The sequence below is a fragment of the Microvirga terrae genome (assembly GCF_013307435.2).
Taxonomy (GTDB): Bacteria; Pseudomonadota; Alphaproteobacteria; order Rhizobiales; family Beijerinckiaceae; genus Microvirga; species Microvirga terrae.
Window position 1 is genome coordinate 471,393 of the sequence record NZ_CP102846.1, and the last position, 24,050, is coordinate 495,442.

Genomic DNA, 24,050 nt, shown 5'->3' on the forward strand with positions numbered 1-24,050 from the left:
GTTGAAAATTTCGACGCCGGCGAAGGAGCCAGAGATGCATGTCACACTAACGACGGGTGCGATCGATTGCGACCTTCATCCGTCCGTGCCGACCATCAAGGCTCTGATGCCCTATCTGGAGGAGCATTGGCAGGACGCCTTCATCGCGCGGGGCATCGATCACTTCAATCCGATGAGCTACCCGCCCAATGCTCCTCTGACCTGTCGACCGGATTGGCGGGAGACCGGCGTCTTTCCAGGGAGTGACCTTACGGCCTTGCAGAAGAACGCACTTGACACCTTCGGTACACGCTATGCGATCTGCAACACCGTCTATGGCGGGCAGATCGCCACAAGCGAGACCATGGGGGCTGCCATGTGCCGAGCGGTCAACGATTGGATCAGGGCCGAATGGCTCGACCGTGATCATCGTCTGCGGGCGTCGATCGTCGTTCCCCCGCAGGATCCCGCCGTGGCCGTCGAGGAGATCGAGCGTTGCGCGGTCGACCGGCGTTTCGTTCAGATCATGCTCCCCGTCGGCGTCGAAATGATGCTGGGGCGCAAGTTCTACTGGCCGATCTACGAGGCGGCTCAACGGCACCACCTCCCGGTCGGGCTCCATGCCGGCCTGATGTACCGCTTTGCCCCGACCTCGACCGGCTGGCCGTCGCACTACCTGCAGGATTACGCGAGCATCACGCAGACCTTCGAGGACCAGTTGCTGAGCCTCGTGTCGCAGGGCGTGTTCTCCAAATTTGAGAATCTCACGGTAGTCCTGATCGAGTCCGGCGTCACATGGCTGCCGGGCTTTCTCTGGCGCGCCGTGAAGACCTGGCGTGGGGTGCGCCCCGAAGTGCCTTGGGTGAAGGAATCGCCCGCTGACATCATCCGCCGTCATGTGCGGCTCACGGCGCAGCCCATCGACGCGCCGGCCGATGGTGCTCATCTCGGGCGGATCATGGATCAGATCGGGAGCGACGACATGCTGCTTTTCGCAACCGATTACCCCCATTGGCAGTTCGAGGACTGCGAGGCCCTGCCGGCGGGAATACCGAGCCGGCTCATCGAGAAGATCATGCTCGAGAACCCGTTGAGAACGTACACGCGCTTGGAAGGGACAGTCCAATGACCCTGCTCTCGAACGCGCTCGATCACACGCCGTCCACCCGCAGCCGCCTTAGTGTCGTTGATTGCGACATCCACCCGACTCTGAGCCACCCCACGGCTCTTCACCCCTACCTTTCGCAGGTCTGGCGAGATCACCTCGACCAGTATGGAACATTCCACCATACCATCTATGCGGGCCGGGGCACCTATCCCCGCTTCACGCCCAACACCGCGAGGCGAGACGCTTGGCCGCCGACCGGAGGACCACCAGGCTCGGATCTTGCTTTCATGCAAAGCCAGCACCTGGATCCGCACGACATCGCGTTTGGCATTCTGGAGCCGCTCGTCGAGGCCAATGTCACCCGAAACACCGACCTCTCGACTGCCATGTGCGCCGCAGTGAATGAGTGGCAGCTCGATGTCTTCGCATCGAAGGAGCCGCGGCTGAAGGCGTCGATCGTCGTATGCGCGGAGGATCCCGTAGGAGCTGTCCAAGAAATCGAGAAACACGCAGGGGACCGCCGGTTCGCCCAGGTGCAGCTCGGCGCCCGCTCCCTGGAGCCCATTGGGCGGAAGCGCTACTGGCCGATCTTTGCGGCCGCGCAGACTGCGGGGCTCCCTCTCGGCTTCCATGTCGGCGGCCCGTCCGGCTACGCGCCCTCTGCCAGCGGCTGGCCGTCCTTCTACGTCGAAGACCATCATGTCCTGACCCACGGTGCCCAGGCACAGGTGACGAGCATGATCCTGGAAGGCGTTTTCGAACTGTTCCCGAAGACGCGGGTCGTGATGATCGAGAACGGCTTTGCCTGGGCCCCTCCTCTGTCGTGGCGCTTGGACAGGTTGTGGTCGCGGATGCGCAGCGAGGTCCCGCATGTGAAGCGCCCGCCTTCGGAATACATGCGCGAGCATGTCTGGTTCGCAACTCAGCCCGTTGAGGAACCGGAGCGGCGGGAAGATCTGCGGGCTCTGTTTGATTGGATCGGGTGGGACCGCATGATGTTCTCCTCCGATTACCCGCATTGGGATTTCGACGATCCTAAACGCGCGATCCAAATGCCCATGTCGGAGTCCGAGAAGGCGATGCTGTTCCGCGACAATGCCATGGCCTTCTACAACCTCGCCGCCTAGGGACACATATCCATGAAGAAACTGCTGAATGCACCCACGGCCTATGTCGACGAGGTGCTTGATGGTCTAACCCTCGCTCACCCCTCGCTCGTACGTGACGGCACCGCCGGGCGGGTCATCCGGCGCGCGAGTGGCATCAAACCTGGGAAGGTCGGCGTTGCATCGGGCGGCGGCTCGGGCCACTTGCCTCTCTTCACCGGCTATGTCGGGAAAGGCCTGATCGACACCTGCGCGATAGGCAACGTGTTCGAAGGCCCCAACATCGATTCATGCATGGACGCCATCCGCCTGGCCAATGGCGGACGAGGTGTGCTCCGCCTATACGGAAACTACGGCGGCGACCGCATGAATTTCGACATGGCCGGCGAGTTCCTCGAGGAAGAGGGAATCCGCACCACCACCGTACTCGGTATCGATGACATCGCGAGTGGAACCCTGGACGAGCGCCAGAAGCGTCGCGGTGTCGCGGGCCTGATCTACGCCTACAAAGCCGCCGGGGCCAAGGCGGAAGAGGGTGCCGACCTCGATGAGGTCACACGCATTGGCCGCAAGGCGGTCGAGGCGACGCGCACGATCGGCGTTGCTCTTGCCCCCTGTCAGGTGCCGACGGCCGACCGACCAACCTTCAGCCTTGCCGAGGATGAGATCGAGATGGGCATGGGAATTCATGGTGAACCAGGTATCTGGCGGGATAAGCTCAAACCTGCCGATGCGGTGGTTGACGAGATGCTCGATCGCCTTCTGGCCGACCAGGCCATTACCACCGGCCGCGTCTCAATCCTCGTCAACGGCCTTGGCGCGACGCCGCTCGAAGAATTGTTCATCCTCTACCGTCGGGCCGCCGAGCGCCTGCGTCGGGAGAGGATCGAAATCGTGCAGCCGCTCGTCGGCAATTATGTAACCTCGATGGAGATGGCGGGCGCTTCGATCAGTCTTCACGCCATCGACGACGAGCTTGCAACGCTTCTTGCGGCGCCGGCAGATTGCCCGTTCTGGAGAGTCGCATGACCGCCATCACGACACAGCACATCGCTGGCGCCGTCAGCGGCGCCAAGGCGGCCATGGGTGACCTTGAGCAGGTCCTGAACGAAGCGGATTCAAAGCTTGGCGATGGAGATACCGGCAGCATGCTTGCCCGCCTGATCGACCGGCTGGCAGATGCAGATCCCGCGGTGGAGCCTTCCATAAGCGATGCGTTCAGCAAGCTCGCCCGTGCCGCAATGGGAGCGACCGGATCGAGCCTCGGCACCCTTTTCGCCACGGGCCTCATGACAGCATCGCGAATGACGAAAGGGAAAGACTCGATCGCGTGGTCCGAGCTGGCACCGCTTCTGTCGGCATCCCGTGACGCGATGATGGCGCGCGGTGGCGCGAAGCTCGGCGACAAAACCGTTCTTGATGCCATTCACGAAGTCGCCACCGCGGTCGAGGGACTGAACGACCAGGCGTCCGTCGCTCAGTCGGCGAAACAGGCAGGTCAGATCGTTCTCGAGCGCTTCTTCAACGAGAGCTGCAAGGTCGGGCGCGCCCGCATGTTCATGGAAAGAAGCATCGGAACACATGATCCGGGCATGCTTGCCTTCGTCAGGCTCGTCGATGCGGTTGCTGGCTAAACGGTAACATCGGCGGCCCAATGGAACGAGCCACTTTCCCGGCGATCGTCACGGCTGTGAATGCGGAGACCGAGGCGGTCAACAGCTACGAACTTTCGGCCATTGGCACTGGCACGCTACCCGTCTTCTCGGCAGGATCGCATGTCGACCTGCATCTCGGGAACGGCATGGTGCGCAGCTATTCCATTGTGAACTGCCAATCCGAAAGACACCGCTACGTCATTGGCGTCCATCGTGATGCCGCGGGACGCGGCGGATCGCGGTTTGTGCATGACAGTCTCCATATCGGCGAGACTGTTACTCTGAGCGGCCCACGCAATAATTTTCCATTGCATGAAGATGCTCACCATACGGTGCTGATCGGTGGCGGGATCGGCATAACACCGCTCCTCGCGATGATGACGCGCTTGTCCAAGCTCGGTCGGCCGTACGAAGCCTATTATGTGGCCCGCACCCGTTCACGCGCTCCTTTCCTCAAATGGATAGATGAACTCCGCGAGTCAGCGGGAGCGGATATACGGGTCTCCTTCAATCATGAGGTACCCGACACGCGGCTCGATATCGCGAGCATCGTGAGGTCTGCGCCGGATGACGCACACCTCTATTGTTGCGGCCCGAGCTCTATGCTCGAAGCGTTCAAGGTGGCGACCGCCCGACGCTCGGCAGAGTTCGTCCACCTGGAACATTTCAGATCGGCGGAAGAGCCGACTAGGGAGAGAGGATTCCAGGTTGAACTCACGCGCTCGGGCGTCAGGCTGGATGTCGAGCCAGGACAGTCGATCCTCGATGTCCTGATTCAGGCCGGAATCGACGTCGCCTTTTCATGTGAGCAAGGGATCTGCGGCACCTGCGAGGTCGCAGTTCTGGACGGAGTTCCCGATCATAGGGACACATACCTGACGCCTGTCGAACGTGAGAAGAACACCTCGCTGATGATCTGCTGTTCGAGATCTATCTCAGACAGGCTCGTTCTGGATCTCTGAGTCTCCTGGCACCACAAAAAATGCCCGGCGTCGCCGGGCATCTCTGTTGCTTTGTTTAGTTCGGCTCAGTTCTGTCCGGTGCGGACCATCACGCGCTTCCAGTTGGACGCGACGTTCTCCATCGCCTGCTTGGCCGTGGTCTGTCCCAGCATCGCCTGAGAGATGCCGGAGCGCAGGTGCTGCTCGAAGGCGCCCCAGTTCGGATCGCGCGGGTTCATGACCGCCGTTTTCAGTGAAGCGGCGGACGCAGGAGCCCAGCCGTATTCCTGAATGACCTTAGGATCGTTCAGTACGGACTGACGTGCCGGCGCGTTGCCCTTCTCCATCGAACGGCGCGACCATTCGGGTCCTGTGATGTGCTGGACGAACTCCCAGGCCCATTCCTTGTTCTTCGCGTCCTTCGGCACGGCGAAAGCCCAGCCGCCGTTGAGGCTCTTCGACTGCTCCGGGGTGTTCATGCCGGGCACGACCGTCCAGCTCCATTTGCCCGCCGTCTTAGATGACGGATTGCGGTTCAGAGGAGTCGCCGAGGCATTGACCGTCACGGCCATGGCATAGCGGTCATTCTGGCCGTTGGCGATGATTTCGTCCCATTCCCAGGTCACGGCATCCGGCGGCACGACCTTGTGCTTGGCGAGCAGGTCGCCATAGAACTGAAGCGCCTCGATCGCCTCCGGCCTGGTCACAAAGATCTCGCCGGTCTGCGGATCGTAGAGATCGCCGCCCGCGGAACGCAGCCACGGAAGGAAGTGATCGACGATCGCACCTCCTTGGCGCGCACAAGTCCCGATGCCGAAACGGGTACCATTGCCCTGCTTGGTCAGTGCCGCGGCGGCTTCGAGAAGTTCAGGGAAGGTCTGCGGCGGCTTCGCGATTCCAGCTTGTTCCAGAAGCTCCTTCTGGTAGTGCAGGATATAGGTCGTGCTGCGATAAGGTACGCCGACATAGCGCTTTTCCTTCTCATGAAGGTAGAGCTGCTTTACGCCCTCCGGAAAGTCGCCCCAGTTGAAGTCCGGATGCTTGTCGGCAGTCTTCTTGATGAGCTCCTGCACATCCTCGAGATAAGGTCCCATCCAGCCGACCTGAGAGGCGCCGAGCTGGATCACGTCGATGGTATTGGAGCCGCCCATCAGCTCCGCCTTCATGCGCGTCACCATAGCCTCGTTCGGAAGCTGGGTGTATTCCACCTCGATTCCGTGCTGCTTGGTAAAGGCCGGGATGGCATCCTGGATGATTGTGCCCTTCCAAGGCGCACTGTCACCTACAACGAGTAGCTTGGCGGGCTTGCCCTGCGCATAGGAACGGCGGGGAGCACCGATTGCCGCGAGACCAAAGCCGGCAGCGGCTGAAGCCATGAGCGTACGCCTTGTGATCACACCATTTCTGGCGACATATGTTTCCTTGGACATTTCTTTCACTCCCTTCATGACCGGCTTAACTGCGGTCATGTTTGTTATGAGGCTGACATATGTGGCTCTTGAGGGAGATCAGCGATACACATCCTCTCCGCCGAGCCGGGACACCGCTTCAGAGTTGTTATGTTTTGTTAGGCTAGTTCTATCGAAGCCTAAACAAATTTGGCATCTTCTGAAAATTAAGCAAGCTACTTTTGTTGATTCAGCATCATGAAAGATAAATCTGTGCGGCATTGAGACCAAAGTTCACCTAACAGAAACCGCAACTTTCATTCTCCGCGCAAGCGCGCGGTTGGATATGAGATAGCTGACGCAGGACCGACCCACATCATAGATGCTAACGCAGCAGCGACTGACCGCCGTCGATCCAGATCGGTGTTCCGGTGATATGCCGCGATCGCGGCGAGGCGAGAAAAACCACCACGTCGGCCACGTCCTCGCTCTGACCGGGCTTTCCTCCGGTAATGGGAATGTCTCCATCGGGCCACACAACGGGAACGCGCGCCTCGTCCACCTTGCGCTTGAAGGTGTTGTCCGGAATGGCCGTATCGATTTGCCCAGGACACACGGCATTCACTCGGATGCGGTGCTTGCCGAGCTCGAGGGCGAGTTGCTGCGCGAGGGCAAGTTGCGCTGCCTTCGTAGCCGCGTAGGCACTCGCACCGGCCGTGGTGAAGGTGCGCGTGCCATTGATGGATGACATAATGATGATCGATCCGCCACCGGCCGCCTTGAGGTGAGGCACAGCGTAGTGAAGCGTCAGGTAGGTCCCGCGCAGGTTGATCGCGATCGTCTTGTCCCATTCGTCTGGGCGCAGATCGTCTATCGGCGCCCAGACGCCGTTAATTCCAGCATTGGCAACCACGATGTCGATCCTGCCAAAAGCCTCGACCGTCCGCGCAATAGCCTCTCGCATCCCATCCTCGAGAGCGACATCCGCGACGAGGGCGATGCCACGCCCTCCCGCCTTCTCGATTTCGCGGATAGTTTGGAGCAACTCGCTCTCGGTGCGCCCGATTGCGGCGACAGCCGCCCCCTCCCGGGCGAGCTTTATGGCCGAGGCCCTTCCGATGCCCGAGCCTGCACCCGTGACGAGCGCGACGGATCCCTGCAGTTCCATGGTCAGCTCCCTAGACGAACCCGTGCGGCTTGTGAGGCACATAAGCCTTCGTCATTTCCTCGATATCCTCGGCGGTCAGGGTCACTTCCGTTGCCGTTACCGCATCATCGATCTGGCTCTCGCGACTTACGCCCACAATTGGAGCGGCAACCGCTGGCTGGGCCATGAGCCAGGCGAGCGCGACACTAGCGCGGGGAACGCCATGTCGCCGGGCGACGGCTGCGGCGGCATCAATGATCTTGGCATCGACTTCTTCAGTGTCGCCATAAAGAACCGGCCGCAGCAGATCCGTATTCTTGCGGACGCTCTCAGGCTCACCCTGCTCACGAGCCAGCAATCCGCGCGCGAGAGGAGCCCAGGGAATGAGACCGACCCCTTCGGCTTCGCATAGCGGCACCATTTCACGCTCCTCCTCGCGATTGAGGAGATTGTAATGGTTCTGCATAGACACGAAGCGCGCATAGCCCCTGCGATCGGACAGGTAGAGCGACTTGGCAAACTTCCAGGCATGCATGGATGAGGCGCCGATGTAGCGAACCTTGCCGATCCTCACGAGATCGGTCAGCGCCTCCAGGGTCTCTTCGATGGGCGTCGTGGGATCCCAGCGATGGATCTGATACAGGTCCACATAGTCGGTTTGGAGACGACGCAAACTGTGGTCGATTTCCGTCATGATCGCCTTGCGCGAGAGACCGGCGCCGTTTGCCCCTGGCCGCATGCGCGTGTTGACCTTGGTGGCGACCACGACGTCGTCACGCTTGGCATACTCCTTCAAAGCGCGCCCGACGATTTCCTCACTCGACCCGAGCGAATAGCTGTTCGACGTGTCGAAGAAGTTGATGCCGACGTCGAGGGCCTTCCTGATCAACGGCCGGCTCACATCCTCGGTCAAAGTCCACTTGGGCTCTCCCCTGTCCGGCTCGCCGAATGTCATGCATCCAAGGCAGACGCGCGAAACCTCCAACCCAGTCCGTCCCAGCTTCGTGTATTTCATGATGCACCTCTCCTCCCTTGCTCAACTTGACTCCGGGCAAAGCTCCACCTTCTCCGCAGAACTATGCCTGTGGAGCGATTCTCGGTGGGCAATCAACGAACCGGCTATGCGATCCTCAGGCTGCCCGATCCGGGTCCGCCGTTGATCCATTCAAGCCATCGAAACTCTATCCGGCGGCCGCGAGGCACCTTGCGCTCCATTTGGTCGACGTCGCCGGCCCCGTGGACTCCCGCTCGATGAGTTCCGAGACGAGGGCAATCCGCATGGGCGGTACGGTCCGGAAGTCCGGATTGAGGGCCCGGTCGGCGATGCAGCGCATCATGGCGGCACCCAGCTCCAATTGCGGCGTACGAACAGTCGTAAGCCGGGGCACGACCTGTGAGGCGGAAATGAAGTCGTTGAATCCGACGACGGAGACGTCTTCCGGCACACGCACGTCGAGTCGAGCGAGCTCGGAAATGACATTCACCGCAATGCCGTCATGGGCACAGAACAGCGCCGTCGGAGCACTGCCGGCGCGAAGATGGGCGAGGAAGGCTTCGCGGAACCCGACAGCCTCGTCGAACACGATGTCGTGCACCGTTGCGCCTTCGACCTCGCGCATGGCGTCCCGCAAGCCGCGGAAGCGTTCGGCGCGCCCAAGGAGCTTTGCATTGCCGTGAACGAACGCGATCTCGCGGTGGCCCCGCGCCATCAGGAAGCGCCCTACGGAGACTCCCGCCTCCCAATCTGTCCCGACGACGTGGTCGACAGGCTCCAGCGCACCGACATACCCCGCACAGACGACAGGCAGGCCGATCTTCGTCGCGATCCCACTCAGCTCTGCTGGGTATGGCACAGCGAGAATGAGACCGACAACCGTGCTGTCGATGCTCGCGGGATCATTGAGATATCGCGCCTGGCGGGGCACGACGGACAATCCGCGCCGCTCCCCTTCCATTTCGGCGCCGTGCAGCAGGTTAAGCCACAATTCGCTGCTGACGGGGTCAACCTCCTGCCGGATGAAGAGCACCTGCCCGTTCGTCTGCGCGAATTCTTGGCTCACACGATAGCCCATGCTGTGCGCCGCCCGCAGGACTCGATCCCGCGTTGCCTTGCCCACTCCCGGCTTGCCCGAGAGAGCACGCGAGACTGAAAACTTCGATAAACCGAGCCGGTCGGCGAGGTCCTGAATTGTAACGCGGCTTGAGCTCATGGATGCCCCGGATTGCGCTTTGAAAATGCTGTTGTGAGCAGTCGGCGGAAGAGCGTCAAGCGCCCGCTCCGCCAAGTGCCCCACGAGACGTAGGATCAGCAATTCCTGTTATGCAGCTTGACCTATTGCCTAACACGAACAAACAAAAAGTCAACCCGATCGGGATAGCTGTATACGTTGGAGGCAGGTGGTTATTGGGAATTAAAGGCCCACATCGAGTTACGAGAAGATTTCCTTGTTGCTCATTCTGTTTGGCTATGTTAAGCAACAAACATAACAAAACACAACAGATCCTCAATTCCAGGAAGGAAGGCCAGCGCACAGGCCATCGCGCTTCTAATCCTCATTTCACCGAGACCACACGGCTGACCAACCTGTCTGCCTCAGGGCCGAGCGCCCGCAGATTTCGATAATTCCGACGCCGTATTCGCGTGCGAAACGGGACCTCCACAGGAGCATGAACGTGCTACATCAGAAGCCCACTATGAACGCCGCCGAAGCCGTGGAGAATGCCGTCTCTACGCATTCCAGCCCGAGCGACCTGCGCATCACCGATATGCGCATCGCCGTGGTGACCGGCATCTGCTACTACCCGATCATTAAGATCGATACGAACCAAGGGATCTATGGGCTCGGTGAGGTGCGGGATGGCGGCCATCCCGAGAATGCACTTCAATTCAAGCACATGCTCATCGGACAGAACCCTTGCAACGTCGACATGATCTTCTCGGCAATGCGCCGTTTCGGTGGGCATGGTCGTGAGGGCGGCGGCGTTTCGGGAATCGAGATCGCCCTGTGGGATCTAATCGGCAAGGTCTACGGCGTCCCCTGTTATCAGTTCCTCGGAGGCAAGTACCGCGATCAGGTCCGTATTTATGGCGACACGCCCGCGCCGGATGTGCAGACCCCGGAAAACTACGCGGCAGCGGTGAAAAGCCGGGCCGAAATTGGGCTCAGCTTTATTAAGTTCGACCTTCCTCCTCGTCTGTTCGAAACGGTGGAAGGTGCTCTCATCGGCCAGCCGACGAGGCACGAATATGATCTCGGCAGAGCTTGGCGCGTCCCGGGACGTGGGCCGGGAGCGCGCCTCAGCGAGAAAGGAATTGCCGCGGCTGTAGATATCGTGGCTGCCGTGCGCGAGAAGGTCGGCCCCAGCATCTCATTGTGCATTGATCACTTCGGCGAAGGCTTCATGACTGCCGACGAGGCAATCCGCCTGGGTCGTGCCTTGGAGCCTTTCAATCTCGCTTGGCTAGAGGATCCCCTGCCCTGGCATGATATCGCCGGGCATAAGAAGGTGGCCGATGCGTTGCAGACTCCGATCGCGGGGGGCGAGGACCTATATCTCTGCGATGGATTCCGCGAGGCGATCGAGACGAACGCCTTTGATGTCCTGCATCCCGATCTCCTGACCTCCGGTGGAATGCTGGAGACGAAACGCATCGCCGATTACGGCGAGCGCTACGGAGTTGCCACGGCCCTGCATTGCTGCTGCTCTCCCATCGGCTTCATGGCCAATGTTCATTGCGGCGCAGCCATTCCAAGCCTTCTCGCTGTCGAGCACCATGGCCTCGACATCCCGTTCTGGGCCGATCTCGTGACTGGACTCGATCCCGACTACATGGTCGACGGCTATGTCAAGGTTCCGGATGCTCCCGGGCTCGGCCTCGATCTCAATTACGAGGTCATTGAGGAGAACCTGCGGGTTAAGGGCACAATGTTTGCGCCGACGGACGCGTGGAACGCGAAGAAGCTCGGGTTCGAGCGGGTGACGACCGGCTAGGTCTGCGTCGGAAATCCCGAATTTCCTGAACATCACGTTGACGACGAGGACACGCCACCAATGATCGAAACGAAGGACATCAGCCGCCCTCCCAAGGAATGGTGCGAGGCGCTGGCCGCAATCGGCGCTGCCACTGCGAGCAGCACCTTAAGTCGCATGGGAATCCGCAACTCGCATATCTTCGGCCCGAAGGCGTGGACGAAGGGCAAGGCCATTGCGGGCCCGGCCCTGACTCTTCAATTCATGCCGAAGCGAGAGGACCTTTACGGAGCTGACGAATACGCGGAGCCGGAAAAGCAGCTCCATCGTCACGTCCTCTATCACACCCGACCCGGCGACATCGTCGTGGTGGATGCGAGAGGTGACATGCGCAGCGGCATTTTTGGAGAAATGATGATGACATTTTTCCAGGGCCGCGGTGGACAAGGAATCGTGGTCGATGGATGCCTGCGCGACACACCTAACACCAAGCATCTCGATCTAGGTCTCTGGATCAATGGCGTGACGCCGAACTTTCACACTCAGACTGAACTCATGCCATTCGGCGTGAATGTTCCGATTGCATGCGGCGGAGTGTTAGTTATGCCGGGCGACATCATCGTGGCCGACGACGATGGTGCAGTGGTCGTCCCGGTCAAGCTTGCGCCTGAGTTGATCAAGCAAGCCTCACATCATCATGAGTGGGAAGAGTTCTCCAAAATTAAGCTTCTCCAGGGCGGCGACCTCAGGCGCTACTATCCGCTCTCGGAAGCAGCATGGCCTGAATACGAGGACTGGCTGCGGACGAACGGCAGGGCCGTTGATCCCACATAAGATCAAGAGAGCAGAATGCTCCGTCGAACCGAGGAAACCCCAGCAAAGGAGACGACACCGTGGCATCGGTAATTATTCGCGACGCTAAGAAATCATATGGAGCCATGAACATCCTGCATGGGGTCTCCATCGATGTCGAGGACGGCGATTTTGTCGTCCTGGTGGGGCCATCAGGTTGCGGCAAGTCGACCCTGCTCCGCATGATCGCGGGCCTGGAAGACATTACCTCAGGTGAGATCCGCATTGGTCCTAGGGTTGTGAACGAGGTTCCGCCCAAAGACCGGGATATCGCCATGGTATTCCAGAATTATGCGCTCTACCCGCATATGAACGTGGCTGACAACATGGGCTTCTCACTCAAGCTCAAGAAGGCGAGCAAGAGCGAGATTGCCACGAAGGTCGGGCGCGCGGCAGAAATCCTCGGCCTGAACAAGCTTCTTGACCGCTATCCGCGCCAGCTCTCCGGCGGCCAGCGCCAGCGCGTGGCCATGGGCCGCGCCATCGTGCGCGATCCGCACGTCTTCCTCTTCGACGAGCCGCTCTCCAACCTCGACGCCAAGCTGCGCGTGCAGATGAGAACCGAGATCAAGGCCCTGCACCAGCGGCTGAAGACCACCACGATCTACGTGACGCACGACCAGATCGAGGCCATGACCATGGCTGACAAGATCGTGGTCATGCACGATGGCGTCGTGGAGCAGGTCGGCGCGCCGCTCGAACTCTATGACCGGCCAGCTAACTTGTTCGTGGCTGGCTTCATCGGCTCGCCGGCCATGAACCTCATCCGCGGAACCCGGAGCAATGGCGGCTTCATAACTGAGCATGGTGAGACGCTGGCAATCCCTTTGAGCGCGAAGGTGGCCGATGGTCAGCCGGTCGTCCTCGGGATCCGACCGGAGCATTTCGAAATCGACCCTTCGGGGCCGGCGGCGGAAGTGGTGGTGATCGAGCCCATGGGATCGGAAACGCAGCTCACCGCAAAAATTGGAGGCCAGAACGTCGCCGCAATGTTCCGCGATCGCATCAGTGCAAAACCCGGGGAAAGAATTTCGCTTCAGGTGCGGCCGGACTTGATCCATATCTTCGATGGGCAATCCGGACGCCGGCTGTCCTGACGATGGATCCGCTTCAACTCGATCCTATTGTTGTCGAACACCCACGGTTTGCCCAGATCGCCTCTCCGGGCACTCGCTTGCGCAAGCTGTTCTCGGGCCTCGGGTGGGCAGAGGGGCCGATGTGGCTACCCAGCCTCCGCGCACTCGTGTGCAGCGACATCCCCGGGAATCGAATCGTCATGTGGCGCGAGGATGAAGGCATGACGGTGTGGCGTGATCCCTCCAACAGGGCCAACGGCAACACCCTCGATGAAGAAGGGCGCCTGGTGACATGCGAGCACCAGACGCGCCGTCTCACGCGAACCGAACACGACGGGACGCTGACCGTTCTTGCCACCCATTTCGAAGGGAAACGTTTCAATTCCCCCAACGATGTGGTCGTCCGCTCCGACGGCATGATCTTTTTCAGCGACCCTCACTACGGCTTTCGCAGCAAGACTTATAAGATCGATGGCAAACGGGAGATAGATGTCCAGAACCTGTATCGACTAAACCCGGCGACAGGCGAGATTGCTGTCGTTGGAGGCGGCTTCTTCATGCCTAACGGTCTTGCGTTCTCCTGTAACGAGAGCATCCTCGCCGTTTCCGATAGTGGCGTGAATGCCTTTCCCCTTGACGGCCCTCGTCATGTCCGACAATTTCGCTGTAACCAGTATGGAGAACTGGACGAAGCAGGGCCCGTCATCACGGTCCAGCCCGGCGTGCCGGACGGCCTTCGTGTCGATGAACTAGATAACTATTGGATCAGCGCTGCGGATGGGGTGCACTGCTATACACCGGCAGGCGTGAGGCTCGGAAAGATTCTCGTGCCTGAAACCGTCGCAAACCTGACTTTCGGAGGCGACACCGGGAGGACATTGTTCATCGCTGCAACCACCAGCGTTTATGCAGTTGATCTTCTGGTAGCTGGAACTCCATTGGCCTCACCGCGCTGCTCATAGTGCAACTGGTTTTTTACACGCGGCCTTGCTTTGAGGCTCAACCTTTGCTGCGCGAGGTCAGGGGCAGATAGTGACGTGTCCCTGTTGGGGGCTATCAACAAAGGATCCGGACGACCCTCTCGGCTTGGGCTTGTACTCCGGATAACAGAACATCAAGTAGTACTGTGAAGCTTCTGCAAATCGCTTGAGCAGGCCGGCCATGCAGAGGCTGTAGGATCGACCTTTCCGCCCCGACATAGTGGGCGACGAAAGATGTCCGGTCTCAAGCGACAATTGGAGGGCTGTCCAAGGGCGCCGTGGCGAAGGCCAGCCGCACATGCCTAGAGCCTTTTCCGACTATTCCGAGTCGGAGGGATTCCGCTTTGAGATCTGATGTGGCCTGCTGGCGTCCAGACATGGAGGCACGGCATGGCACGCGCTGACAGTCAGGATCTGCGGGACCCGGTGATCGAGACAGCCTTGGGTGGCGTCTCAGTGCGGCAGGCCGCCGCCCGCTATGGGGTCGGCATCTCAACCGCCGTTCTGTGGGTGCGCCGCGCTCGATCCGGCGAGGTGGCTGCCCGCCGGCAGGGTCAACCCAGGCACTCCAAGCTCGACGCGCATGCGGCTTTTCTCCTGGAGCTGATTGAAGCCTCCTCGCATATCAGTCTTCACGAGATGCAGGCGAGGCTGAAGCAGGAGCGCGGCGTCTCGGCTGGCATCGGCACGCTCTGGCGCTTCTTCCACGCGCGGGCGATCACCGTCAAAAAAAACCGCCCACGCCTGCGAGCGCGACCGGCCCGATGTCAGAGCCGCGCGCCAGGCTTGGTTTGACGGGCAGCTGGATCTCGACCCGGGACGATTGGTGTTCATCGACGAGACCAGCGCCTCGACCAAGATGGCACGCCTGTATGGACGCTGCGCGCGAGGCCAACGCTTGCGGGTCGGACTGCCGCACGGACATTGGAAGACCACCACCTTTGTGGCCGGTCTACGCTTGAGCGGGTTTACTGCGCCGATGGTGCTGGATGGGCCGATGACCGGCCCGTGGTTTGCGGCTTATGTCGAGCAGATCCTGGTGCAGACCCTCCGGCCGGGCGACGTGGTGATCCTGGACAACCTGCCGCCGCACAAGAGCGCGACGGTGCGGGAGCTTGTTGCGGCAACAGGGGCGACGTTGAGGCGTCTGCCGCCGTATTCCCCTGACTTCAATCCAATTGAAAATGCCTTCGCCAAGCTTAAGGCACTGCTGCGCAAGGCGGCTGCCCGCACCAAGGACGCGCTCTGGCAGACCATCGGTGAGCTGTTAGACGAGTTCTCGCCCGAGGAATGCGCTAACTACTTCAGGGCCGCTGGATATGAACCGGAGTAAGCGGAAATGGCTCTAGCAAACTGACGCGCTAGGCAATGCCCATGAGGTCGACCGCCGCGGTCATTGTCAGGTGGCCTGCAAATATCGATGCCAACACGTCGACGCGACAAAGCTCCAGTTCGCTATCTCCACCCAGCCCATGCCACGCTCCCATGCACGTCCGTTCAGGGGAGTGTGACATTCCTAGTTTGCTACGGCGGGACATTTTAACTTTGCGCCTACAGCCAGAAGACCGGTAACAAACATTATGGAACTTAATCCGGCAGTGCTCAGGCCGCTTCCTTGGCCCGATGCCGTCATTGAACAAATCAGTCTGTCTCACCTCTGCTACCACGCGACTTATTGATCCGGCTTGGGTGATCTTGAACTACGCGGCATAGCGGAAGGATGGATGCCCAAAGTAGCTGCGGATCCGGTCGGGCGACTTGGCGAGCCGACGCATGTGGCTGATGACGGCGCGCTTGAGGGCGGGCTTGCTGCGGGCGGGCGGCTTGCGCGTCACGGCGTGCTTCAGGTCAGCGTTCAGGCCCTCGTCCGGGTTCAACTCAGGGCTATAGGAGGGCAGGTAGAAGACCTCGATCTGCTCCGTGCGCTCCGCTAACCAGTCCTGCACCGCCCGGGCCCGATGGACCGGCAGGTTGTCCCAGATCAGAAACACCTTGCCGCTGGAATCCTGGATCAGCCGGCCGAGAAAGCGGATCAGGCTCGGGGCCTTGAGCGCGCCCTCGAGCACCATCCAGCGCAGCTCGCCCTTGTTGGTCACAGCCGAGATCAGGCCCAGTCCCGCGCGCTTGTGGCTGGGGCGCACCACCGGCGTCCGGCCGCGTGGAGCGAAGCTGCGGCCGCGCACATCATCGGAGCGCAAGCCGGTCTCGTCCCCCCAGAAGATCGTGCCCTTCTGCCGTTTGGCCTGCGCCACGATGGCCGGGTAGTCCTGCCGCAGCCAGCGCCGCACCGCCTTCGGTGACTGCTCATAGGCGCGCCGGAGCGGCTTCTGGGCCGTGAAGCCCCAACGCGCCAGATAGGTGCTCATCGTGCGCACCGCCAGCCGGACCCCGCAGTGCTGCTCGATCAGCATCCGCACCGCCGCCCGGCTCCACAGGGCAAAGGGCAGACCGAGTTCGTCGGGCGTGTGCCGGCGGATCAGAGCGCGGACCTGCGCTTCCTGCTCGGCCTCGAGAAACCGGCCTGTGCCAGGGGCCGGTCCGCGCGGTCCGCTGGCCAACCCCGCCCGGCCCTGCTCGGCGAAGTGGCGGCAAATGTCGAAGACGCCGGTGCGGGTCAGACCCACCTGCGCGGCAATGGCCTCATAGGTCAGGCCGCTCTCACGCAGGCCGATCACTTGCCGCCGACGCTCCTCTTGCGCGGCTGCGGGCAGCTTGCGCATGTCTATGTGCTTCATCCCGCCGACTTGGGTCGACGACCGCCGATTTCAAGAGCACCCAAGCCGGATCAATAAGCTGGTTCTGCCAGGGTTCATAGGCTTGGCGCGGGCGTCCGGTGAGGGTGTCCGGCCAAGCCGGATCCGCGTTGTTGATCGCGCGGCCATGGTCTGTGCACAGAGCATTGGGGAACCGCATGACCATCAGCTCGGTCTGGCCGCGCTCTGCCGCCGCCCGCAGCTTCGTCTTCAGCGGCTGCACAATTTCCTTCAGGCGCTCGGGCGTCAGGTCGATGGGCTCGGCCAGCCGCTTGATCAACGCTTCGCGGGCCTGGCCGGCCTTATCCATGCCGTCAACCGACTTCATGGCTTTCGCCATCTGCATCTCGGTCATGTAGTTGCGCAGGTCGGCGGCCGACATGAACGTCTCGTCCGCGAGCTGCTGTTGGGCCTTTTCATCCGGCTTGGTCTTCTGGGTTTCCATGACATCAATCTCCGTGTTCAGGATGCGAGCCGCGCCTACGTGGCGCCGAGCACGCTCTGCGTCTGCCTGGCGATCACCAATTCCTCGTTGGTGGGGATGACCCATGCTGTGGGTCCGGATCCGGAAGAGATCCGCGGTCCGCCGGTGCGGTTGGCGGCTTCATCGTGCGCGAGCCCAGCCCAGGCGAGGCCGGTGATCACCTCGGCGCGGGTCGCCACGTCGTTCTCGCCGATGCCGGCCGTGAAGACGAGCCCGTCAACCCCGCCGAGAGCGGCCATGAGGGAGCCGATCTCGCGCGTGATGCGATAGACGAACAGATCGATGGCCCGCCTGGCGTCCACATCCATCGCCGCCCTTGAGCGCAGAACCCGCATATCGTTTGAGACACCGGACACCCCAAGCAGACCGGACTTGGTGTAGAGCACGCGCTCGGCCTCCTCCGGCGTAAGCTTCATTTCCCGGAGCATGTAGAAGATGACGCCCGCATCGACGGCGCCGCAACGGGTTCCCATCGGCAGACCGTCGAGGGCGGAGAAGCCCATGGTCGTCGCGACGCTGACGCCGCCTTTGAGGGCGCATAGGCTCGCGCCGTTGCCGAGATGGGCGACAATCACCCTCCCCTCGGCGAGGCGCGGGTCGTAGTCCTTCAGTACGGACGATACGTAGTCGTAGGACAACCCGTGGAAGCCGTAACGCCGTACACCGCGTTCGCGCATCTCGCGTGGCAGTGCGAACAGGGTCGCGATGTCGGACTGCGTCTGGTGGAAGGCGGTGTCGAAGCAGGCAACCTGCGGCATCCCCGGCAGGCGGCGGCGCACAACGCGGATCGGCTCCAGATTGTGGGGTTGATGCAAGGGCGCGAGCGGCACCAGCGCCTCAAGCCTCTGAATAACGGAGTCGTCGACCAGCACCGGAGCGGAGAAGGACTCGCCGCCATGGACAACCCTGTGTCCGATGGCCATGGGCTTGCGCTCCTCCCGAAACTGGCTCAACCACGAGACGAGGTGCATCAGCGCCTCTTCGTGCCCGATTCCGTCGCTGGGGTCCCATGACACGTGGTCCAAAATTGTCCCACTGATGTCTTTGACAATAAAGTGCGCTGTTTCCCCAAGCCCTTCGAAGAGCCCCTTCCAGACGAGCTGCGGCTCCGCACCGTCAACCATGTCGTAGACCTGGAACTTGAGGCTCGATGATCCTGCGTTAAGGACGATGAGGACGGGCGTCATGCCTCAGACCTCCGGCATGGCGAGTTGCTTGCGCTGTGCGTCGGCCACGAGCGAGGCCACGGCGCAGGACGCCAGCCGGGCGATAGTCGAGTCGGCCCGGCTCGTGAGGATGATCGGCACGCGGGCGCCGAGCACGATACCGGCGGCGTCCGCGTCGGCCAGAAAGGTCAGGCTCTTGGCCAGCATGTTGCCGGCTTCGAGATCCGGAACCACGAGGACATTGGCCTGGCCGGCCACCGGCGACTGGATCTTCTTGATTTTGGCCGCGCCGAGATCTACGGCGTTGTCGAGGGCAAGCGGACCATCGAGGATCCCGCCCGTGATCTGCCCGCGGTCGGCCATCTTGCACAAGGCCGCCGCCTCGATGGTCGACGGCACCTTCGGGTTGACGGTCTCCATCGCCGAGAGGATTGCGACCCGCACCGGGTCGGCCCCCAGCGCACGGGCAAGGTCAATGGCGTTCTGGACGATGTGGACCTTGTCCTCCAGAGTCGGCGCGATGTTGACCGCCGCGTCGGTGATGATGAGTGGGGTGTCATGGCCGGGAACGTCCATGACGAAGCAGTGGCTGATCCGGCGTGCCGTGCGCAGCCCGCCCTCGCGACGAACGACGGCAGCCATGAGTTCGTCCGTGTGCAGGCTGCCCTTCATCAGCGCCTCGGCCTGCCCTGAGCGCACGAGGTCGACGGCTGCCTCCGCTGCCGCTTGGCTGTGCGGGGCGTCGACGATGCGCATCGTGGAGACATCCTTGCCGAGCGCCTTCACGGCGGCCGTGATCTTGGCCTGCGGCCCGACGAGGATCGGCTCGATCAGGCCGAGCCCGGCTGCCTCGAACACTGCGCCGAGGGAGGCCGCATCGCATGGGTGCGCCACGGCAACCTTCAGCTTCGGACGCGATTGCGCGGTCGCCACGAGCCGGTCGTACTTGTCATGCCGCCGCTGGCCGTGCTGAGACGCGTCCTGGGCTGGAACCGCAACCGTCATGGTGGCCTCCCGTTGTGCTCTCGATAGGTTGTCGCGATTGGTTGCCAGGTGTTGTGCCAAAGGGCTTGCAGAATCCGGGCTTAAGCCCATGTCTGCGACTACCCAGCTTGTTTGCCGGGGCCAGTATGGCCCTCCCCACATCCGCTGCTTGACCCGTTGAGCCATCCCATTAACAGTTTGGGACTGCCGTGCCGAAATGAGCGGGATCACCATCTGGTCCCATCCCGAACCGACAGGTTTCCCGGGCGTCCTGCGCTTGGCGCCAGGCCCGCTGGTTGGGGGCGACCGAATTCCGGCGCCCGTGTTTCATCCGCGCCAGTGATCGGCATGGCGGATTTTGGCTCCGCTGCCCCCTCACCCCGCCAAGGCCAGCATGGAGCGAACAGCAAGTCGCAGAGGGCCAGAGCATGCCTGCATCCTTTCCTTCGCAGCCTCTGACTTACTCCATGCTATTGGCGGCATGACCGGATTGGGAGGGTCGGTCAAAGGCCCGGACGTGGGCGGTGAGGTTTGCGGGGCCGCCGCTTCTGGACACCGGGATGGCTCGCGCGCCATGCCGACGGGGTCTGCCCCGACCAGCGCCGGAAGGCGCGGGTGAAGGCACTCAGCTCGGAATATCTCAGGACTGCCGCAACCTGGCTGAGCGCCATGTCGGTGTTTGCCAGAAGCTCGCACGCAATCTCAAAGCGGATCTCGTTGGCCAGCTGCCGGAACCCGAGGCCTTCGATATGCAGGTGCCGGTTCAGGGTGCGGCGGTGCATCGAGAACAGGCGGGCGATCCCAGCGGCGGAACAGGTGTCCCTGAGCAGCTCGGTCCGGAGCACCTGGCGAAGATCCTCAGTGAGGGGACCGAAGCCGTGGCCCGGCAGCAACTCGGTGGCCCTGTAGGTGGATGGCATCTCCATGCTCCCTCCCCGTTTTGTCAGCCCGGCCGCTTGCTGGACCTGCTCCATCATGGCGGTTCCTGATCGGCCTGCTTGTTTGCTTGGGACTTTCTTTTGACAGTTTGGAACTAACGCGGTTGCCCCGACGAGCCGCCGTGCGCGGGCGGCTTGCCTTTGATAAGGGTCAGAACCTCTTTGGCGGCAGCGGCCTGCGCCGAGCGCTTGTCTCGGGTGGTCAAGCAGGATCGGGCAACCCGGGCATGATACGGATCACGGAGGCTCCCAATCCCAGCAAACCCTTGCAACAGCCTCCGTCAACTCAGCCCCGTTCAGGCGAACCCGGACGGGGCTCTTTCGCGCTCCACGGCCCCGGGCAACCGTGAAGCGTCCTCACTCGTGCTCGCGGGGGGCGAGGAGAATCTCTTTCTGGGCGTACCAGTATTCGCAAACCATTCTCAACCCGTAGAGCACGCCCTTGGCCTTCGTTGTGTCATCCCCCTTCTCGGCCGTCAGTTCGATGCGGGCGATCTGCCTCGATATGAGCAGATCGGTCTGGACGATATTCCGTTCAAGCTGAGCGAGCTGTCGGCGAGGGTCATCATCGGGCAGCGTTTTCCTGGGCATTTCAGCCTCCCGTCTGCCTGATCGTCCGCCATCCTACGGCTTGTGCCGACGGCATGCTTGATGCCTTGGGACAACGTGTTGCCAGTTTGAGACGTCGATCACGAGATCCCCGCCATCAATCCGCGGCCATGGTTGAGGAAGCCGGCTGCCGTTTGGCTTTGGGACAGGATACCGACCCGATGGGACGACGAGACATGAAACTGGCAGAAAAAGCCGTTCTGCCGCCTTAATCGTCTCTTAACCTTTGTTGAATTGATCAGGATCAGAGCGTTCGTCCCGATTAGAGCGACCGTGCAGTTTCGCGGCCATCCTCAGAATGCGACGGGGCGACTCTGATGACCAAACACATCGTGCCTCCGTCCGCGAACATCAGCCCCGAGACGCCTACACCGACAACCACCCTGGCAGGACCCAAGCGAACGCTTTCTCCCGGCTACATCCATCTGGGCATCTCCAAGGAAATCGCCCCGGCGTTGCGCGAGTTCGGCCTCGATCCCGACCCGCTCATCCGGGCGGCAGGCCTCGACCCAAGCCTGTTCGATGATGGCATGAGCGTGATCCCGTTTGCAGCTTTGGGCCGGCTGTACACCCTGTGCGTGGCCGGCACGAACTGTTCGCACTTCGGGCTCCTCGTCGGCCAGCGCGCCACGATCCTGTCGCTCGGGATGGTGGGGCGCCTGATGCTGCATTCGGACACGGTGGGCGACGCCCTGCGCGCGCTCGTTGCGAACCTGAGCCTCCAGGACCGGGCCGTGGTGCCGTCGCTGATCGTCAGCGACGGCACAGCCCTGCTCACGTTTGCGACCTACCAGGCGGCGGGCACGAGCGCGGAGCAAATCCGCGACGCAGCTCTGGGCGTCACGATCAACATCGTGCGGACCCTGTGCGGGTCGACCTGGAACCCGGTGGAGGTCCTGTTGCCCAAAGCCGCTCCTGCGGATGCCGCGGCGTATCGGCGCCACTTCCGCGCTCCGGCACGGTTCAACCAGGAAACCGCAACCCTTGTGTTCCCGGCCCGTGACCTGGAGCAGCGGATTACCGGGGCGGATCCCATGATGCGCGCGCTGCTGGAGGAACACATCCAGCAAATGAAGGCCAGAGCGGGAAGCGAGTTCTCGGACGACATCCGACGGCTGCTGCGCACGCGGCTGACCAGCAACCATTGCTCGGCCGACGACATTGCCGAGGTGCTGGCGATGCACCGCCGTACCCTGAGCCGCCGCCTGAAGGGCACCGGCATGGGCTACCGGGCGCTGACGAACGAGATCCGCTTCGAGATTGCCCGTCAACTGCTGGAAGAGACCGACGTGTCGCTCTCTCATATCGCGGCGGCCCTGGCGTATTCCGAGGCCAGCGCCTTCACCCGCGCCTTCCGGCGCTGGTCGGGCGAAACGCCGAGCACCTGGCGCGCTGAAAGGCATGCTGCGTAACGCACGGGCCGGAGGCACAGGCAGTCTTGTACTGGACACCGGGTTCCGGCGAAAGCTGGAGGGCCGCTTTGCCCGCGGCGCAGAGGTCTGTGGACCAGCCGGCATGCCGGAGGCAACGTTTTCGGGAGCTTTCAGGTCGTTTTTGTCGTCAGCGTGGGAGGGCTCAGATGTTGTGGCAGAACCTCGGGCCCATTCGTCGCAAGGCATGTGGCCATGAAGGCTGAGTTCCCTGTCTGGAATCCGTGGCTATGGCCGGTCCTGGCGGCCACGTACGCCGGCGAGGCGGCCCTGCATACCCTCAGCCGGTCCATGACCGCCAGCCCCGCTGAGCCCGTCGGTCCGGAGCCGGCCTGGGCGACGCCGCATGCGGTCCGCCTGGATCTGCCAAGCCTTCGGGTGCGTGAGTTCTCGCACCGGGCAGGCCGCGTGCCCACGCTCGTCGTGGCCCCCTTCGCGCTTCATGGCGCCGCCTTGGCCGACTTCGCGCCCGGGCACAGCTTGGTCGAAAGCCTGCTGGGCGAGGGGCTGGACGGGATCTGTGTCGTGGAGTGCAAGTCCGCGATCCCGTCGATGCGCTTTCTCTCCATCGACAACTACCTCGCCGATCTGATGGTCGTGGTGCAGGAGCTTGGGGGGCTGGTGAACTTCATTGGGCTGTGCCAGGGCGGATGGCTGTCGCTGATGTTCGCGGCCCGATTTCCGCAGATGATCCACAGCATGGCGCTGGCCGGCTCCCCCGTCGATCTCGCCGCCCCTTCGGCCATGGTTGCGGGCACCCGCGCCACGGCGCCCGAGTTCTTCGAGGGCTTGGTTCGTTCCGGCGACGGTCTGATCCTCGGGCAACGGGCGCTGGATCTATGGGGTGTCGTCTCACCAGATCCCGCAGCGGCCGCCGAGGTCCTGCAGGTTGGTCAGAATGCGCTGGAGGACCTGTTCGAGCGATACCGGCAGTGGCATCAGTGGACCGTTAACCTCCCCGGCAGCTTCTATCTTGAGGTCGTGGAGCATCTGTTCCGGCGCAACGAACTCGCCCGGGGCGAGTTTCGGGCGCTCGGCCAAGTGGCCGATCTCTCATCCGTCAAAGCCCCGCTGTTTCTCCTGGCGAGCACGACGATGTGACGCCACCGGCCCAACTGCTTGCGGCTCGCCGCTTGGTCGGTACTCCCGCCCGTCGGATCCGGACAGCGGTCGCACCGTGCGGGCACCTGTCGTTGTTCATGGGGCAGCGCACCTTGCGGCGGGAGTGGCGCCAGATCGCGGGCGAGATGCGAAGTCTCAGCCAGTAAGGCGGAAGGACCGGGATCCCCGCACCAATTGCTCTCAGACTGGTGCGGCCCGGGAGTCCACTCGCCTTTGCGTTTGGGCTCGTGGCAGCGGTGTCGGTCCTGATCATCGCCTGCCAGTGCGCGGCGCTCGGGCTCGCCGGCGGCAACGTTCGGACCCGTACGCCCGTGCCCGGCATCACGGGCACCGTCGGCCGAGCCGTCGAACTCGACTTCC

The 24,050-nt window shown here is 62.1% G+C and carries 22 protein-coding genes; 12 read left to right on the forward strand and 10 right to left on the reverse strand.

Annotated elements, in window-relative coordinates; genetic code table 11:
• The first annotated feature begins 34 nt into the window (after positions 1–34).
• From HPT29_RS26785 to HPT29_RS26805, 5 genes are read left to right on the forward strand one after another with little or no spacing between them, the layout of a single operon-like run.
• Positions 35–1,108 (forward strand): amidohydrolase family protein, encoded by a 1,074-nt coding sequence (locus HPT29_RS26785; RefSeq protein ID WP_173945465.1) that lies wholly within the window; start codon positions 35–37, stop codon positions 1,106–1,108.
• The gene (locus HPT29_RS26790; protein WP_173945466.1) at positions 1,105–2,214 is read left to right on the forward strand and encodes an amidohydrolase family protein; all 1,110 of its coding nucleotides are present in this window, start codon (positions 1,105–1,107) and stop codon (positions 2,212–2,214) included. Before HPT29_RS26785 ends, HPT29_RS26790 begins: the two co-directional genes overlap by 4 nt.
• Positions 2,215–2,226: 12 nt before the next feature.
• On the forward strand, positions 2,227–3,222 hold the full coding sequence (locus HPT29_RS26795; RefSeq protein WP_173945467.1) for a dihydroxyacetone kinase subunit DhaK: 996 nt from the start codon (positions 2,227–2,229) through the stop codon (positions 3,220–3,222).
• Positions 3,219–3,827, forward strand: coding sequence for a dihydroxyacetone kinase subunit L (locus tag HPT29_RS26800; protein ID WP_173945468.1), 609 nt, complete (start codon positions 3,219–3,221; stop codon positions 3,825–3,827). Before HPT29_RS26795 ends, HPT29_RS26800 begins: the two co-directional genes overlap by 4 nt.
• 20 nt (positions 3,828–3,847) lie before the next feature.
• Complete coding sequence (locus HPT29_RS26805; RefSeq protein ID WP_173945469.1) at positions 3,848–4,810, forward strand: PDR/VanB family oxidoreductase; 963 nt, start codon at positions 3,848–3,850, stop codon at positions 4,808–4,810.
• A 65-nt stretch (positions 4,811–4,875) separates the two neighbouring features.
• Here the strand turns inward: HPT29_RS26805 and HPT29_RS26810 are convergent, their stop codons facing one another.
• The 4 genes from HPT29_RS26810 to HPT29_RS26825 form a co-directional block, all read right to left on the reverse strand.
• Positions 4,876–6,165 carry an extracellular solute-binding protein gene (locus tag HPT29_RS26810; RefSeq protein WP_173945470.1) on the reverse strand — a complete coding sequence of 430 codons (1,290 nt, stop codon included), beginning with the start codon at positions 6,163–6,165 and terminating at the stop codon, positions 4,876–4,878.
• A 397-nt stretch (positions 6,166–6,562) separates the two neighbouring features.
• Positions 6,563–7,345 carry an SDR family oxidoreductase gene (locus HPT29_RS26815; RefSeq protein ID WP_173945471.1) on the reverse strand — a complete coding sequence of 261 codons (783 nt, stop codon included), beginning with the start codon at positions 7,343–7,345 and terminating at the stop codon, positions 6,563–6,565.
• Between the two features lie 10 nt (positions 7,346–7,355).
• Complete coding sequence (locus HPT29_RS26820; RefSeq protein WP_173945472.1) at positions 7,356–8,339, reverse strand: aldo/keto reductase; 984 nt, start codon at positions 8,337–8,339, stop codon at positions 7,356–7,358.
• Between the two features lie 166 nt (positions 8,340–8,505).
• Positions 8,506–9,534 (reverse strand): LacI family DNA-binding transcriptional regulator, encoded by a 1,029-nt coding sequence (locus HPT29_RS26825; protein WP_173945473.1) that lies wholly within the window; start codon positions 9,532–9,534, stop codon positions 8,506–8,508.
• A gap of 484 nt (positions 9,535–10,018) precedes the next feature.
• On the opposite strand from HPT29_RS26825, the gene HPT29_RS26830 reads away from it, so the two are divergent.
• The 5 genes from HPT29_RS26830 to HPT29_RS26850 all read left to right on the forward strand — a co-directional run bounded on the left by HPT29_RS26830 (position 10,019) and on the right by HPT29_RS26850 (position 15,537).
• Positions 10,019–11,317, forward strand: coding sequence for a mandelate racemase/muconate lactonizing enzyme family protein (locus tag HPT29_RS26830; protein ID WP_173945474.1), 1,299 nt, complete (start codon positions 10,019–10,021; stop codon positions 11,315–11,317).
• A gap of 60 nt (positions 11,318–11,377) precedes the next feature.
• Complete coding sequence (locus tag HPT29_RS26835; RefSeq protein WP_173945475.1) at positions 11,378–12,130, forward strand: ribonuclease activity regulator RraA; 753 nt, start codon at positions 11,378–11,380, stop codon at positions 12,128–12,130.
• 59 nt (positions 12,131–12,189) lie between these two features.
• Positions 12,190–13,245, forward strand: coding sequence for an ABC transporter ATP-binding protein (locus HPT29_RS26840; protein WP_173945476.1), 1,056 nt, complete (start codon positions 12,190–12,192; stop codon positions 13,243–13,245).
• 2 nt (positions 13,246–13,247) lie between these two features.
• Positions 13,248–14,186, forward strand: coding sequence for an SMP-30/gluconolactonase/LRE family protein (locus HPT29_RS26845; protein WP_173945477.1), 939 nt, complete (start codon positions 13,248–13,250; stop codon positions 14,184–14,186).
• A 408-nt stretch (positions 14,187–14,594) separates the two neighbouring features.
• A protein-coding gene (locus tag HPT29_RS26850; RefSeq protein ID WP_259060914.1) for an IS630 family transposase occupies positions 14,595–15,537 on the forward strand; the annotation gives its coding sequence in 2 pieces (ribosomal slippage) (positions 14,595–14,929 and positions 14,928–15,537; 945 coding nt in all).
• Positions 15,538–15,904: 367 nt separating this feature from the next.
• Here HPT29_RS26850 and HPT29_RS26855 read toward each other — a convergent pair.
• From HPT29_RS26855 to HPT29_RS26880, 6 genes are all read right to left on the reverse strand, one after another.
• A complete protein-coding gene (locus HPT29_RS26855) occupies positions 15,905–16,939 on the reverse strand; it encodes an IS630 family transposase (protein WP_173945172.1) in 1,035 nt (344 codons plus the stop codon).
• On the reverse strand, positions 16,863–17,402 hold the full coding sequence (locus tag HPT29_RS26860; RefSeq protein ID WP_173945171.1) for a hypothetical protein: 540 nt from the start codon (positions 17,400–17,402) through the stop codon (positions 16,863–16,865). Before HPT29_RS26860 ends, HPT29_RS26855 begins: the two co-directional genes overlap by 77 nt.
• A gap of 35 nt (positions 17,403–17,437) precedes the next feature.
• Positions 17,438–18,628 (reverse strand): acetate/propionate family kinase, encoded by a 1,191-nt coding sequence (locus tag HPT29_RS26865; protein ID WP_173945170.1) that lies wholly within the window; start codon positions 18,626–18,628, stop codon positions 17,438–17,440.
• Between the two features lie 3 nt (positions 18,629–18,631).
• On the reverse strand, positions 18,632–19,612 hold the full coding sequence (locus HPT29_RS26870) for a phosphate acetyltransferase (protein ID WP_173945169.1): 981 nt from the start codon (positions 19,610–19,612) through the stop codon (positions 18,632–18,634).
• A 482-nt stretch (positions 19,613–20,094) separates the two neighbouring features.
• Entirely contained in the window at positions 20,095–20,511 is a 417-nt protein-coding gene (locus tag HPT29_RS26875; protein ID WP_173945168.1) for a helix-turn-helix transcriptional regulator, read from the reverse strand.
• Positions 20,512–20,886: 375 nt separating this feature from the next.
• Positions 20,887–21,120, reverse strand: coding sequence for a hypothetical protein (locus HPT29_RS26880; protein WP_173945167.1), 234 nt, complete (start codon positions 21,118–21,120; stop codon positions 20,887–20,889).
• A gap of 335 nt (positions 21,121–21,455) precedes the next feature.
• Here HPT29_RS26880 and HPT29_RS26885 point away from each other — a divergent pair, with 335 nt between their 5' ends.
• The gene (locus HPT29_RS26885) at positions 21,456–22,550 is read left to right on the forward strand and encodes an AraC family transcriptional regulator (RefSeq protein ID WP_173945166.1); all 1,095 of its coding nucleotides are present in this window, start codon (positions 21,456–21,458) and stop codon (positions 22,548–22,550) included.
• A 213-nt stretch (positions 22,551–22,763) separates the two neighbouring features.
• Entirely contained in the window at positions 22,764–23,669 is a 906-nt protein-coding gene (locus HPT29_RS26890; RefSeq protein WP_173945165.1) for a poly(3-hydroxyalkanoate) synthetase, read from the forward strand.
• Positions 23,670–24,050: the final 381 nt, after the last annotated feature.